This window comes from Desulfofundulus sp. JL263-se, assembly GCF_056316025.1.
The window spans coordinates 1,255,838-1,270,296 of sequence record NZ_CM149993.1; the positions used below are offsets into that span (position 1 = coordinate 1,255,838).

The following is a 14,459-nucleotide window of genomic DNA, read 5'->3' on the forward strand; positions in this document are numbered from 1 at the left end:
CCCGGAAAGTATGGGTATAACCTTAATACTGTCTCCGGGGTTTTATTATCTTAGTTAAAAAAAACTTAACATATTCTTTTTATATTTTTAACCACAATTTTTTTTAATATGACATAATATACTTTACAATCTTTCATATTTAATTGTCGCTGATAAAGTTTCCTCAATTGGAGGTGAATTAGATGAAAGAATTAAAGAAGAGGCAACAGCAACAGCTTTGCAAACAGTGCCGCCAATGCATTTACCAGTGGGCCAATAGCTGCCCGGGATTGGCGGAGTTTAGCCGGCAAGCGTGTGCCCAGGCAAGCTCTAAATAAGGCTAAAATGCCCTTGGGGGCATTTTTGTTATTTCTGGCGGAAAAATTGCTAGCTTAAAAGCAAAGCAAATCTAAAGTATTCCGGGGGCTAAGTTTACCTGTTTTGCCGGTTTTTCCAGGTACAATTCCGGTTTCCAGATTAATGTAGTTTTATCCTCACCTGTGGAAAAATAGACGCCTGATTGATGATATACAAACCAGATGCCAAAAAATTCTCCGTCTCCGCGCTTATATAAGCTAAGCATAATCTTTTTAGTAGTAATATAAGGGCGGGGAACATATGAAGAGGATTCCTTTACCAGAATATCATAAATTTGGGCGTGCAGTTCCCGGTTAAATAAATATGCCTCGGGCATGCGAGGTGATAGAATATGTCCCAGCTTAGTCCACAATTCACGTCCATGTAAAAGACTTTTACCATGCACGTAATACCATTTCCAGCCTTGCCTGTTGCAATAACGTACAGCTTCTTTAAAGATAAAGTATCCTGATTTTAAAATTTTATTTTCCCGGGGATCTATAATTTTATCGCCAGTGATATATACCTTCAAAATTCCCCCTCCCTGAAAGTGTATAATACCTGCTGTCTACAAATTTTACAGTGTCTACTTAATATACCCGCATGTGCAAAATCAGTGCCTGATTGTAGTGTAAACAAGAGTGGCACCCAAACTGAAAGCTTTTCAATTCGTATTAATAAATAAAGAATATATGTACCAGCACGAGCGAAGATACTTTTAAAGGGGTAATTTGTTTGTTACAATTTTTAAAAATTGTATATAATATTTAGAATTTAATAAAAATTAATAAAAGAAATAATATTCATATCATCTCCTCCATTTAAGGGACGAACTGTTTTTAAACATGATAGTGGGTACATACTAGGGGTAAAGCAAGATCAGGAGGAGGTATAAAATGTCCCAAAACATTTGTATTGTTGGTATTATGGTTGACCACAGGGCTTCCCGGGCACCTGAAGTTCAGCAGGTGCTTACCCGGTACGGCTCGTCGATTCTGAGCCGCAACGGCATTCCGGATCCCAGCCGTGAAAGGGGAATTATTACTCTCACCATGCAAGCAGATGACGAAACCAGGAATGCGCTGGAGGAAGATTTGCGGAAGGTCCCCGGTGTTACTGTAAATTCAATAATTTTGGGTCAACCCGTACAGTAAAATCCGGTCTGCGGCAAGGCCGGATTTTTGTGTCAAGAATTTGTTTCTAAAGAAGGCTTTTGTGGAGAGATTGCAGAATTGAGTAGCATATTAATTAAAAAAGTTTTTAAAGAAGGTGTAAACCATGGAAGAGTATATTAAAGGCGCCCTCTACGGTGCTGCCATTGGTGATGCCCTCGGGGGGCCGGTAGAGTATATGAGCAAGGACGAAATAAAAGAAAAACACGGTATACTGCGGGATATGGTCGGGGGAGGAAGACTTAATTTAAAGCCCGGTGAATTTACAGATGATACCCATATGCTCTTGCATGTTGCCGAGGGAATTCTGGCCAATCCAATGTTCCCTGTGGAAGAGGTTGGCAGGCGCTTTCTGGCCTGGTACAGGGCCCGGCCCCATTATGTAGGGCGGACTACCGCCCTTTCATTTAAAAATTATCTCCGGCTGGGTAACTGGAAGGAAGCAGCCAGGGCAACGGCCAGAACCATAAACAAAATGGATAGTAACGGGGGGCTAATGCGTACCCTGGCTGTTACTTTCGGGTACCAGAAAGATTTAGGATTAATGGCTTACTGGTCAAAGGAAATTGCAAGCATGACTCATTACAGTGAAGAAGGGGCGGCATGTTGCATTTTTTATAACTACCTGGTATTTTTGGCCGGGACTTCTAAAATCTCCAAAAGGAAAATGATTACCGCAGCCCTGGAATTTACCGATGAGCAGTGTAAAAGATTAGATTTGAATCCATCAAATTTTTTCTGGTTTATGATCAAATATATACAGCCGGGCGCTGAGGAACTGTTGCCCAAAGGAGATGCAATGCACACCCTGGGCACCGCGGTACAATGCTTTTTACATGAAAATTCCTTTGAAGATACTTTGGTTTGTGCAGTTAACCGGGGTGAGGATACTGATACGGCGGGAACGGTGACCGGTGGCCTTGCCGGCGCGTATTACGGTTATCGGTCTATTCCTGACCGCTGGATTCGCCAGTTGAAGGATAAAGAAAGGCTGGATGAGGTGGCAGAAGGTTTTTTAAAATTAAACAGCTATAAGTGAGACCATATAGCCCCCTTATAGGGGGAATTTTTATTTTGTTTGCATAAAAAAATTAAATAAGAAATATTATTAATTAAGAATAAAAAATTATGAAGCACCTTGACACGGGAGGGAAATAATAATACAAATTAGTAAATAGGAATGTTTCTTAATTAGGGTGATAAATATGGTGAATGAAAATAAGTTTTTGGATCAATTAAGAAACCACGGATACAGGGTAACTCCTCAGAGACAGGAGATAATCAGGGTTCTTTCCAGAAAAAAGGGGCACCAAAGTGCGGAGGAAATTCATAAACAAGTATGCTTGAATTATCCGGGTATGAGCTTGGATACCGTTTATCGTAATCTGGGGCTCTTAAAAAGCCTTAATATAGTCAATAAAATCAATTTTAACGGGAAAAATCACTATGAACTTAATATCGGCGACGGCCATTACCACCATCTTATTTGTTTGAAATGCGGAGAATCCCAAAAATTAGATTTTTGTCCCCTGGAATTTTTGGATTGGCAAAAGATACTTAAAAACAGTTTTAAAGTTAAAAAACACCGCTTTGAGGTTTTCGGGTATTGTTCGGCCTGTATGGATAAAGAAGAAAATCAAGGAAGGGAGGAGAATGATTGATCTTAATGCGCAGAAAAGTTTTTATCTTAACTTTGGCTTTAATAAGCCTGGGATTAATTTTCACAGGTTGTTCCCAGGAGGTAAGCAGTAATTCTCCGGAAGGAGATGAACTTACGGTATTTACAACGATTTATCCTGTACATTACTTTACCTCTGAAATCGTTGGCAATAAAGGAAAGGTTATAAGCTTGATTCCCGCCGGGAGCGAACCCCACCATTGGGAACCCTCTCCCGGAGACTTGGTAAAATTAAATAATGCCAACGCCTTGGTTTATAACGGTGCCGGTATGGAATACTGGTTAAGGGACGTGCTAAAGGCGCTGGAAAAAGATGTTAAAGTTATAGATTGCAGTAAGGGAGTCGATTTGTTGGAGGTGGAGTCCGGACGTCAAGAGAATGGGGCCGTAGGTGCCCGTGTTGACCCGCACATTTGGCTGGACCCGGTGAATGCCATTGTTATGGTGGAAAATATAACAAGGGGGCTTTCTGAAATTGACCCCGATAACGCGCAATATTTTAAGGAGCGGCGGAATTTACTGGTTGAAAAATTGACAGAGCTTGATAAGGAGTTCAGCCAAACGCTGAAAGAGTTGGATAAGAGGCAAATCGTTGTATCCCATGCGGCATTTGGGTATATGGCCAGGCGTTACGGGCTTGAGCAAATTCCGGTGCGGGGACTTTCAGCGGAGGTTGAGCCCGGGCCGGCACGCCTGGCTGAAATAGTAAAAACCATTAGAGACCGGGAGATTGGGTGTGTTTTTTTTGAGTCTTTGGTTAGCCCGAAAGTTAGCGAAACCATTGCCCGGGAGGCCGGTGTAAAAGTCCTTGAACTAAATCCTTTGGGCGGATTATCCGTGGAAGATGAGAAAAACGGTGAGAATTATTTTTCCCTGATGCGCAAAAATTTGGCGCACCTTAAAGAAGGGCTGGGGACAAAAAATGAGTAAAAGTCCTGTTGTAGAATTACAGGAAGTTTATTTCACCTATGGGTGCCATCCCGTACTGGCTGGAGTCAATTTTAAAGTTTATCCGGGAGAAAGTATTGGTATTACCGGGCCCAACGGAGCGGGCAAAACAACCCTTTTAAAGTTAATTTTAGGACAATTGCGGCCCCAAAAAGGCAGGATAAAACTCTTTGGTGTGGACAGCGTATCGTTTAAGGAGAGGCACCTTATAGGCTACGTTTCTCAAAATGCCCGCCATTTTAACAAATCTTTTCCCGCTACAGCCAGGGAGGTTGTGGCATCCGGGCGGGTTGCTGTCAAGGGCCTTTTTCGGTGGCTGAAAAAGGATGACTACCGCATTGTTGACGAGGCCCTGGGTTTGGTGGGCATGTTGTCCAAGGGTAACCAGAGGATCGGCACAATGTCCGGCGGGCAGCAGCAAAGAGTCTTACTGGCCAGGGCCCTGGCAGCGGAGCCCCGGCTGCTCATTCTGGATGAGCCTACAGCAGGATTGGATGTATCGGGCAGAAATGAATTGTACGGAATTCTTGCCAGGTTAAATAAGGAAAAAAAAGTTACCCTGCTGCTGGTATCCCACGATGTTGAAGAAATATCATGGCTTATTACCAGGCAAGTGTGTCTGAACAAAACATTGTGCTCCTGCCAGAAGAGTGTATACAGTGACGGGCGGAATCTGGTGGGGGAGCCGTGTGCCAAAACATTGGCCACTGTATAAAAATTTTCGGGCGGTTCCGGGGGGGGGGGACAGGATGGAGATATTTTCTTATGCCTTTATGCAAAAGGCCTTTATCGTAGGAATAATTGTAGGAATTATTTGTCCCGTAGTAGGGCTGTTTATAGCTTTGCGGCGCCTGGCCCTGGTGGCCGATGCTTTATCTCACCTGTGTCTTTCCGGTGTTGCAGCGGCCCTTTTTGCAGGTACTCACCCCGTGCTTACAGCGTCAGCTTTTGCAGTGGGAGGGGGCCTGCTGCTGGAAAGATTGCGGGTGGCCTATAAAGATTATGCCGAACTGTCCCTGGCAATTATCCTTTCCGGGGGGATAGCCCTGGCAGCGGTATTAATGGGGCTTGCCGGAGGCTTTAATGCCAGTTTTATGGGTTATCTCTTCGGTAGCTTGGTTGTCATGAACCCCGCCGATGTTTGGATTATAACGGGGATTGGCGGTTTGGTTCTGGTAATGGTGGCCCTTTTTTATAAAGAATTATTTTATGCGACCTTCGATGAAGAGGCCGCGGAGGTAAGCGGAATTCCGGTAAGGTTATTAGGAATGGGCTTTATGATACTGACGGCCCTAACCATTGCCGTGGCCATGAGAATCGTAGGGATATTGTTGGTTGGTTCCTTAATGATACTGCCGGTTGCGGTCAGCCTGCGGTTAGCCGCCAGCTTCCGGTCCGCCTTGGGCCTTTCCATTCTATTCAGTGAATTATCTATATTTTTAGGTCTTATTATTTCTTTTTACATGGATTTGCCCCCCGGCGGCACCATTATACTTACTTCCATTGTCATTCTGATAACCGTTCTGGCAGTCCGGGGGAATGGGCACAGCTGGGTTACGGGAAATTAGGGAACTGTATAATAAAAATAATACATAAAAGGTTGGTGGTATAAGCGGAATGGTAAAAGCAGGTCAGCGCTTTTTTTTCTGTCCCATGTGCGGTGGAAAATTAAGTTATAAAAATTATAACGGACGGTACAGGCTTACCTGTACGTCATGTACTTACATATTTTATGAAAACCCCATCGTGGGAGTGGCTTGCATAGTCATAGACGAAAAAAAACGTATTCTTTTGGGAAGGCGGGCCAGGGGTAAATATAAGGGACTGTGGTGCATACCTTGCGGGTATGTAGAGTATGAGGAAGATGTTCACGAGGCGGCTGTGCGGGAATTCAAGGAAGAAACAAATTTAGATGTTGAGCTGGTTAGGGTGTATTCCGTGCATTCCAATTTTCACGACCCGAAAAAACACACGGTGGGGGTGTGGTTTCTGGCCCGGGTAGTGGGCGGTGATTTAAAGGCGAGCGATGAACTGGACGTTGTGAATTATTTTGAGCTGGATAGCTTGCCGCCCCTTGCCTTTCCCACTGACCATTTGGTTATTAATCAAATAAAGAGGGATGTTGAAAGGAATCGCCTGCGGCCTGAAAATAATGTTTTTGAACTATTTGACAAATGATTTGGATATCTCTTGAAACTATTGACAGAGGATTCTGAACTATAATAAACTGAAAGCGTACAACTGAAAGCTGAGTTGAGCCAGGCGAGTTGAGCTGAGAAAAAGACGAGACGACTCGGAGATTTGGGGTGAGGACCAGTACGTTTGTACTGGTCTTTTTTATTGGTAAAAACTGCCTGGGAATGTCTGGAGGTAGGATGAATGGTATTGCTTCTGGATAATTACGATTCCTTTGTTTACAACCTGTTCCAGTTTCTTGCTGAGCTGGGGGCGGAGGTGGAAGTTTTCCGCAATGACAGGATAACACTGGGGGAAATTGAAGAAATGAAGCCGGACCATATTATTTTATCGCCCGGCCCCTGCACCCCCAGCGAAGCCGGTATTTCCGTGGAGGTGGTACAGGAGTTCGCAGGGAAAATTCCTATTTTGGGTGTGTGCCTGGGGCACCAGTCCATAGGGCAGGCCTTTGGCGGCAGAGTAACAAGGGCCCGCCGCCCCATGCACGGAAAGACTTCAAATATCTGGCACGACGGCAAAGGGGTTTACCGGGGCCTATCCACTCCCTTATTGGCTGCCCGCTATCATTCCCTGGTGGTGGATAAAGAGAGATTGCCGGATATCCTCCAGCCGACATCATTCACCGGTGACGGGGAATTGATGGGTATAAGGCACCGGTGCTTTACCGTGGAGGGCGTTCAATTTCACCCGGAATCCATATTGACCGGGGAGGGGAAAAAGCTGCTGGCCAATTTTCTTTCTTTACGCGGAGGTGAGTGGGTTGGAAACATTACCCCTGGTAAGGCAAGTTGACCTGAAGGCCGACGGGCCTTTGCTGTACAGCGCCTTAAGGAATTTGCCCCATAGTTTTTTGCTGGATACCGGGATGGAAGTGCGCGGCCTGGGCTACCACTCTTTCATCGGCGCACTTCCCTTTATAGTATTTGAGGCCAAGGACGGCCTGGTCAGGGTGATGCGTGACGGGAAAATGAGCCAATACAGGGGCCGGCCCTTAGATGAGCTGCAGCGCCTGATGAAGGAGCTTGCCATGCCGCCCGCCAATACCGGCTTTCCCTTTAACGGGGGGGCTGTAGGTTATTTTAGCTATGACCTCGGCCGGTACCTGGAAAAATTACCTGCGCGGGCCGAGGATGACCTGAAAACACCCGATTGCTGCCTGGGGTTTTATGATGTTATTGCCGTAATCGACCACCGGCAGGGGGCAGTGCATCTTATTTCCAGCGGCCTTCCCGAGAGGGGAGAGCGGGCAGTGGCCAGGGCCCGGGCCCGGCTGGATGAGATGGAGGCATTATTAGCCCGCCGGGCGGAAAACTATATGGGGAACCTGGATCACGGAATCCTGGAAGGCCACTTCACCAGGGAAGAATACATGCAGGCTGTTCAGAAAGTAATTGATTATATTTACGCCGGGGACATTTTCCAGGCCAACCTGTCCCAGCGCTTTTCAGTGGGCTTTCAAGGCGATCCGTGGGTACTTTATTGCAAATTACGGGAAATCAACCCGGCCCCCTTTGCGGCATATCTAAATTTCGGCCAGTTCAAGGTAGTATGTGCTTCCCCGGAACGGTTCTTAAAAGTAGAAGGCGGTAAAGTGGAAACCCGGCCCATCAAGGGTACCAGGCCCCGGGGTAAAACTCCGGAGCAGGATAAAATGTTAAGGGAGGAACTTTGGCACAGTGAAAAAGACAGGGCCGAATTAATGATGATAGTCGACCTGGAGCGCAACGACCTGGGGCGGGTGTGCCGGGTGGGCTCGGTGCGGGTTCCGGAATTGGTGCGCCTGGAGGAATACGCTACGGTATTTCACCTGGTTTCAACGGTGGGAGGAGAGCTGCCGGAAGACAAGGACGTGGTGGACTTGTTGAAAGCAGCTTTTCCGGGAGGCTCCATAACCGGTGCCCCCAAGATACGGGCCATGGAAATAATCGAGGAACTGGAGCCGGTGCGCAGGGGAATATATACCGGGTCCATAGGTTATATAGGTTTTGACGGCTGCGCCGACTTAAACATAGTTATTCGCACTATTATTATTAAAGAGAACAAGCTTTACTTTCAAGTAGGGGGCGGGATTACCGCCGACTCGGATCCTGCTGCCGAATATGAAGAAACCCTGGACAAGGCCAGGGCCATGATGAGGGCCCTTGGCCTGGACAGGCCGCAATGAGGGGGGTAAAAAAAAGTGGGAAAGTATATCTGTGTTAACGGTGAGATTGTAAGCCGCGAGAATGCAGTGATTTCGGTTACAGACCGGGGCTTTTTGTACGGGTACGGGCTTTTTGAAACCATGCGCGTGCTGGGCGGGCAGCCGGTTTTCCTGGATAAACACCTGGACAGGCTGGTAAATTCCGCAGCAGAAATAGGCTTGCAAATTGCCGGCGGCAAAAAGAGATTGGCGGCCATGCTCGAGGATACCATTGAAGCCAACCGGCTGGAAAACGGCAGTTTGCGCCTCACCGTTACGGCAGGGCCGCTGCCGGGCGAATTCGCAGGCGAGGGAGGGGGAAACGTTATTGTTACGGTGCGCCCCGGCGAGCCCTACCAGGAAAAATTTTACCGGGAAGGTTTCAAGGCAGGCTTTTTAAAGACCCGGCGCAATGAAAGGTCTCCCTTAGTTCGCTTAAAAACCCTTAATTACCTGGAAAACATCCTGGGACGCCGGGAGGCGGCCCGGCGGGGGTGGGATGAAGGATTATTCTTGAATAATGCCGGCTGCCTGTGCGAAGGGACGGTGAGCAATCTTTTTCTGGTGTTCAATGGAAAGCTGGTGACGCCCCATGTTGATTCAGGCTTGCTTCCGGGAACGGTCAGAGGCGTAGTGGTGGAGCTGGCCTGTCAAATAGGTATCGGGGTAGAGGAGCGCCCGGTACTGCCGGAAGAGCTGGAAAAGGCGGAGGAAGCCTTTTTAACCAATTCATTGATGGGCGTTATGCCGCTGGTTAATGTTGGCGGGCGTAAAATTGGTAATGGCAGGCCCGGTTCCTTGACGCAAAAGGTGATAGAAGAATATAACTGGTTGTTGGAGAACAGCCTGGAATAGCATGTGGTTGCGACGGACGTTTTACAATTCTTGAAACGCGGGATTATAATAAATTTGGATTTAGTCAGAAAATTTTGAATTTTAAATCTGTGCAGGACAAGATATGTAGAATATAGTATCTTTAGGGTAAAAGAGGAAAGGTAAATTATAGAATTAAAAACCGGGCAAACCGGTTGAAAGGCCGGGACGCAAAGCTGTGGGCCTAAGGCTTTTAAGCTATGGCTGCCAGGCTGCTTAAATAATTTTTAAAGGTTAGTTTTAAGCGGTCACGAGCAGTATGGCCGCTTTTTTCGTTACTTTTGACTTTCTGAAAGGAGGTGGAGGTTTTTAGTGTCTACGGCAAATTCAATCTTTTGTAAAAAAATGTAACAAGAAACTTATACGGAATGTTACCTTAGTATTTTGGGAGGGAAGTTGCTTGACTGCAAACAACCAGATAGTTGTTTTCGGGTTAAATAATCAGCAATACGCGTTGCCCGTAAGTAATGTATCAGAAATTATTCGGGTAATGGAAGTAACCAGAGTTCCAAATATGGAACATTATTACAAAGGGATAATAAACCTCAGGGGTTCGGTTATTCCTGTTATGAGCTTAAGTTTACGCCTTGGTCTGGAGGAGAGCGAGTTAGATAAGGATTCTCGAATTATAGTCTTAGAAAAGGATAAAGTAAAAATTGGTTTAATTGTTGATAATGTTTTTTCGGTAACCCAGTACTCCGAAAATGAATTAGAAGAGCCGGAATCAATGAATACCGGGTACCAGTTTATTGATGGCATTATCCACCAGCAAGATAATATAATTTTACTTTTAGCCCCGGATAAGATACTGGATTAATTTATATAGTTTACAACCTATTGAAAGGATGGTGCTTTTTGAATAGTCTAAGGTTAAAATTAATGCTTATAATTGTCGTTACCACAGTTGTGGCATTGGGGGCCGTTTCCTACCTGAATTACGGGAAAGCGTCAAATATTCTTAAAGAAGAATTATCGAAAGCGGCGGCCAATAATGCCGAGTATAATGCCCAAATTGTGGACAAGTGGCTGGAAGGTATCATAAAAGAAGTTGAAGATTTGGCTGAAACTGAAGCTGTCAAGAGTGGTGATCCGGAACAATACCTGCCGCTTTTAAAACGTGTGCAGAAAAAGCATAATGAATTTGAATTACTTTATGCCTCCGACAGGAATGGTGACAGCGCAGGGACAAACGACACAACTTTCAATATTGCAGACAGAGACTATTTTAAGGAACTTATGGAAACAGGCAAACCTGTTGTCTCTGATCCTATAGTAAGTAAAGCCACGGGTAACGATATTATCGTAGTGGTAGCCCCAACATATAAGGGGAATGAAACAACACCAAGTGGATTAGTGGGTGTTTGTGTTGCATTGGGCTACTTGCAAGAACTGGTTAAAGAAATGAAGATAAGCGGGTACGGGTACGGATTCATACAAAACTCGGACATGACTACCATTGTTCATCCCGATAACAAATGGGTGGGTAATAAAAAACTCGCCAGTGCCGGTGACAGCCGCTTAACGGAATTGGTTCGTCGCATGACTGAGGAAAAAAAGGGTTACGGGACTTATGCCTATCAGGGTAGCGAAAAAATGCTGGCCTTTGCCCGGGTGGAAACAACCGGTTGGTCTATTGCTCAGACAGCAGACATAGCAGACGTACTGGCACCCCTGGGAACTATCCGTAATGCTAACCTTTCGGTAACCCTAATTGCCATGCTTATCATGCTAGGCATCGCCCTGCTCATTGCCAACTACATATCCAAACCCATAATAAAGCTGAGTCAAACAGCTGAAGCCGTTGCCCGGGGAGACTTAACAAAGAAGGTAGACGTGACCGGCAAGAGTAAGGACGAAATCGGTTTTCTGGCAGGAGCATTTCAGAAAATGGTGGATAATCTAAAAACCATGATTGCCGATATTCAAGATAATTCCGATAAACTGGCTTCTTACAGCCAGGAACTGGCCTCCTCCAGCGAAGAAGTGAGCGCTGCCGTGGAAGAAGTGGCCAGCACCACCAACGAAGTTGCGGCCACCTCCAGCCAGGGGGCGGAAAGTGCAGAAGCCGCAGCTGAAGAATCCGAGCAGGTACGGCAAGTGGCGGAGGAAGGCAACCGGGCCGTGCAGGAAACCGTGGAAAAAATTAATTCCATTTCCCAGTCATCCCAGACCGTTGCCGCGGCCATCAAGAATCTCGGGGAGCAGTCTAACCAAATCGGGCAAATTATCAATACCATTACCAATATAGCGGACCAGACCAATCTTTTGGCTTTAAACGCTGCCATCGAGGCGGCCCGGGCCGGGGAACACGGCAGAGGATTTGCCGTGGTGGCTGAAGAAGTTCGAAAACTGGCCGAGCAGTCTGCCGAAGCAGCAAGCGAAATAACGGGCTTGATTGAAAAAATACAGGTTGGGGTTAAGGAAGCCGTAACGGCCATTGACAACAGCGTGGCGGAAGTAGACGAAGGAGTTCAAGTGGCCAATAACGCCGGTGCCGCCCTGGAGCAGATTATTAAGGCGGTGGAAAGGAACACGGCTGTGATCAAGGATCTGGCTGCCGGCTCCAGGCAGGCTGCTGAAGGCACACAGCAGCTTTCGGCGTCTCATGAACAGATTACGTCTACCATCCAGCAGGTATCCAGTGCGGCCCAGGAGCTGGCCAACATTGCCGGTAAGCTGCAAAATACTGTAGCCAAATTTAAGGTGGACAACTCTAGAACTAGAGTAGCTCCGGTAATAGAATTAAATGGTTATGAGGGCAGCGGTGAGGTCGAAACCACGAACTCATGATAGATATAATGCTTCACAGCGGGTGACGTTTCCTTTGTTTTTTATGCATAAATATGGTATAATCAAGAAAAAAAGGAAGCGAAAATTGTCGAATCAAAACGGGCAAACCGGTCGAAAGGTCGGGACGCAAAGCTTTGGGCCTAAGGCTTTTGAGCTATGGCTGCCAGGCTGCTTATAAGGTTGCTTGTGGGGCGGTCCGGGTAGCGGGGCCCCTTTTTTGTAATTTTTTGTAAGAAGAGTGCTTTTAATCAGTCTAAGATTAAAACTAATGTTAAAACTAATGCTTTTAATAAAAATTAATTTATAATAAAAATTAATTTAGGAGGGATTAACGATGACTGGGAGCGGTAAGACACTGGCACCTCCGCCGCAGGACGACCTCGGCAAGAGGTACGATAGCAAAATTCGGGAAGCAGAGATGAACAAAAAAGAACTGGCAAAAAAACTGGAGGCCCAGCGCAGACAGGCCCGCACATTTGCCAAACAGCAACAAATTGCTGAAAGACTTGCTGCTGCCACTGAAGAGTTATCATCCAGTGTAGAGGAATCCACAAGTGCGGTGGAGGAACTGCGGTCTGCTGTTGAACAGATTGCTTCGGGGGCAGAAGAGTCAAGCAGTGCGGCCCAGGAATCACTGGCTGCCATTAGCCAGATAACCAGGGGTGTCGAGGTGGCTGCAAGAAATGCAAGCACAGCCCTTGAGCGTGGAAAGGCCATCCAAAATGTTGTCAGGGCAACTTCGGCTGATATAGGAGAAATAGTAAATAGTGTTAATATTGCAGCCCAGTCAAACGCCGAGTCGGCCAGGCTGGTCGGTGAACTGGAAAACCAGGCAGAAGAGATAGGCAACATAATCAGTACAGTGGTTAAGATAGCCGACCAGACAAATCTTTTAGCGCTTAACGCGGCTATTGAGGCGGCCAGGGCCGGTGAACACGGAAAGGGGTTTGCCGTGGTGGCCGATGAGGTGCGGACGCTGGCCGAAATCTCGGAAAAGGCCGCCAATGATATTCGCGAGCTGGTGAGCAATATTCAGCAGGATGTTAATGCTATTGCCAAAGATATTAACGGCACTGCCGATGCAGTCCGGCAGCAGTCGGAAAAAGGCCAGGCAATCTCGCAAGACCTGGTGCAGATTGGCGAAGACATGAATGATGTGGTAAGCGCAGCGGAGGAAATAAACAGTTTATCCAATGAATCTCTGCAGAGCGTCAAAATTTTTCAGCAAGGTGCAGCTAATATTGCTAAAGCGGCCGAGGAACAATCCCAGGCCTCCCAGGAAATATCCGGCGTGGTGGAACAGCAGGTTAAGGCCCTGGAGGATATTGGTTCCAGCGCGGTTGAGCTGGCAGAAATGGCAGAGGAATTAAGATCGTCCACCGATATCAGCAAGTCTTCAGAGGGGCTGGCGGCCGCTGCGGAAGAGCTTTCCGCGGCCATTGAGCAGGTTGAACGCTCTGCCAGTGAAATTATGTCTGCCCTGAACATGGCCGCTCAGGGTGCCGAGAGACAATCCAAGTCCTGTGAAGAGTCTGCCTCTATTTCTAATAAGGTAGAACAGCAGTTAACCGAAATAGCTGAGAAAGCCGAGGTTTCCCTGCAAAAAGTCACCAACCTGTCGGATTTACTGGCAAAGAATAAGGTTAATACGGATGATTTAATAGCCGGTATCAGTGCGGCACTGGAAGCCAACCTTGAAAACCTGAAAAAATTAAAAGAATTGGATGTTAGTGCCAGGCAAATTGATAAAATTGTGGATACTATTGTTAGTGTGGGCATACAAACAAATATGTTGGCCGTAAGCGGCGCCATTGAAGCGGCCCGTGCAGGTGAGTACGGAAGAGGATTTGCCGTGGTAGCCTCGGATATTCGCAACCTGGCCCAGGACAGTGCGCGTAACGCCGAGCAAATCAAGGATATGGTAAAAGCAATTCAAGATCAAATAATAACTGTGCTGCGTGATGTAGAACAGGTGGCCAACGATGCCCGGCAGGAAGTGGAAAAAGCCAGGAAAACCATATCTGGTTTGGAGCAAATTGAGGCGGAAATGAAAGTTATATTAAACGGTGCGAAGGAAATTGCTGAAAATGCAGCCGACAACCAGGCGGCCATAGAACAGGCCAAGAAAGCAGTGGAACAGATTTCCGCAGCCGCCCATGAAGCCGCGGCGGCTACGGAACAGGCTGCATCCGCCGCCAGACAGCAGGCTGCCGGTGCCCGTGAACTGACCCGCGCCATTGAGGAAATTGCTGCCCTAGCCGATCAACTACAGCAAGGTTAGGGG

14 protein-coding genes and 2 riboswitches are annotated in these 14,459 nt (G+C 46.8%); of the genes, 13 read left to right on the top strand and 1 reads right to left on the bottom strand.

All coding sequences use genetic code 11. The features are described from left to right. Positions 1 to 388: 388 nt before the first annotated feature. Positions 389 to 868: a hypothetical protein gene (locus ACX4JR_RS06385; RefSeq protein WP_476060184.1), complete on the bottom strand. Its 480-nt coding sequence runs from the start codon at positions 866 to 868 to the stop codon at positions 389 to 391. A gap of 364 nt (positions 869 to 1,232) precedes the next feature. On the opposite strand from ACX4JR_RS06385, the gene ACX4JR_RS06390 reads away from it, so the two are divergent. From ACX4JR_RS06390 to ACX4JR_RS06450, 13 genes are all read left to right on the top strand, one after another. Continuing rightward, entirely contained in the window at positions 1,233 to 1,490 is a 258-nt protein-coding gene (locus ACX4JR_RS06390; protein WP_476060185.1) for a TM1266 family iron-only hydrogenase system putative regulator, read from the top strand. Between the two features lie 124 nt (positions 1,491 to 1,614). Further along, positions 1,615 to 2,547, top strand: coding sequence for an ADP-ribosylglycohydrolase family protein (locus tag ACX4JR_RS06395; RefSeq protein WP_476060186.1), 933 nt, complete (start codon positions 1,615 to 1,617; stop codon positions 2,545 to 2,547). A 187-nt stretch (positions 2,548 to 2,734) separates the two neighbouring features. Beyond that, positions 2,735 to 3,169, top strand: coding sequence for a Fur family transcriptional regulator (locus tag ACX4JR_RS06400; RefSeq protein WP_476060187.1), 435 nt, complete (start codon positions 2,735 to 2,737; stop codon positions 3,167 to 3,169). Positions 3,170 to 3,174: 5 nt separating this feature from the next. Beyond that, positions 3,175 to 4,116, top strand: a complete 942-nt coding sequence (locus tag ACX4JR_RS06405; RefSeq protein ID WP_476060188.1) for a metal ABC transporter substrate-binding protein — start codon at positions 3,175 to 3,177, stop codon at positions 4,114 to 4,116. Beyond that, positions 4,109 to 4,849: a metal ABC transporter ATP-binding protein gene (locus ACX4JR_RS06410; protein WP_476060189.1), complete on the top strand. Its 741-nt coding sequence runs from the start codon at positions 4,109 to 4,111 to the stop codon at positions 4,847 to 4,849. The genes ACX4JR_RS06405 and ACX4JR_RS06410 overlap by 8 nt, the downstream gene beginning before the upstream one ends. A 34-nt stretch (positions 4,850 to 4,883) precedes the next feature. Further along, positions 4,884 to 5,702 (top strand): metal ABC transporter permease, encoded by an 819-nt coding sequence (locus tag ACX4JR_RS06415; protein ID WP_476060190.1) that lies wholly within the window; start codon positions 4,884 to 4,886, stop codon positions 5,700 to 5,702. 49 nt (positions 5,703 to 5,751) lie between these two features. Beyond that, a complete protein-coding gene (locus ACX4JR_RS06420; protein WP_476060191.1) occupies positions 5,752 to 6,312 on the top strand; it encodes an NUDIX domain-containing protein in 561 nt (186 codons plus the stop codon). A 201-nt stretch (positions 6,313 to 6,513) separates the two neighbouring features. After that, on the top strand, positions 6,514 to 7,122 hold the full coding sequence (locus ACX4JR_RS06425) for an anthranilate synthase component II (RefSeq protein ID WP_476060192.1): 609 nt from the start codon (positions 6,514 to 6,516) through the stop codon (positions 7,120 to 7,122). Next, positions 7,091 to 8,494 carry an aminodeoxychorismate synthase, component I gene (gene pabB / locus ACX4JR_RS06430; RefSeq protein WP_476060193.1) on the top strand — a complete coding sequence of 468 codons (1,404 nt, stop codon included), beginning with the start codon at positions 7,091 to 7,093 and terminating at the stop codon, positions 8,492 to 8,494. Before ACX4JR_RS06425 ends, pabB begins: the two co-directional genes overlap by 32 nt. A gap of 15 nt (positions 8,495 to 8,509) precedes the next feature. Further along, positions 8,510 to 9,367 (top strand): aminotransferase class IV, encoded by an 858-nt coding sequence (locus tag ACX4JR_RS06435; RefSeq protein ID WP_476060194.1) that lies wholly within the window; start codon positions 8,510 to 8,512, stop codon positions 9,365 to 9,367. A 153-nt stretch (positions 9,368 to 9,520) separates the two neighbouring features. Continuing rightward, positions 9,521 to 9,605, top strand: a riboswitch (cyclic di-GMP riboswitch). 180 nt (positions 9,606 to 9,785) lie between these two features. Next, positions 9,786 to 10,202: a chemotaxis protein CheW gene (locus ACX4JR_RS06440; RefSeq protein ID WP_476060195.1), complete on the top strand. Its 417-nt coding sequence runs from the start codon at positions 9,786 to 9,788 to the stop codon at positions 10,200 to 10,202. 62 nt (positions 10,203 to 10,264) lie between these two features. After that, the gene (locus ACX4JR_RS06445; RefSeq protein ID WP_476060196.1) at positions 10,265 to 12,175 is read left to right on the top strand and encodes a methyl-accepting chemotaxis protein; all 1,911 of its coding nucleotides are present in this window, start codon (positions 10,265 to 10,267) and stop codon (positions 12,173 to 12,175) included. A 91-nt stretch (positions 12,176 to 12,266) separates the two neighbouring features. Further along, positions 12,267 to 12,351: riboswitch (cyclic di-GMP riboswitch) on the top strand. A gap of 158 nt (positions 12,352 to 12,509) precedes the next feature. Continuing rightward, a complete protein-coding gene (locus tag ACX4JR_RS06450; RefSeq protein WP_476060197.1) occupies positions 12,510 to 14,456 on the top strand; it encodes a methyl-accepting chemotaxis protein in 1,947 nt (648 codons plus the stop codon). Positions 14,457 to 14,459 lie beyond the last annotated feature (3 nt).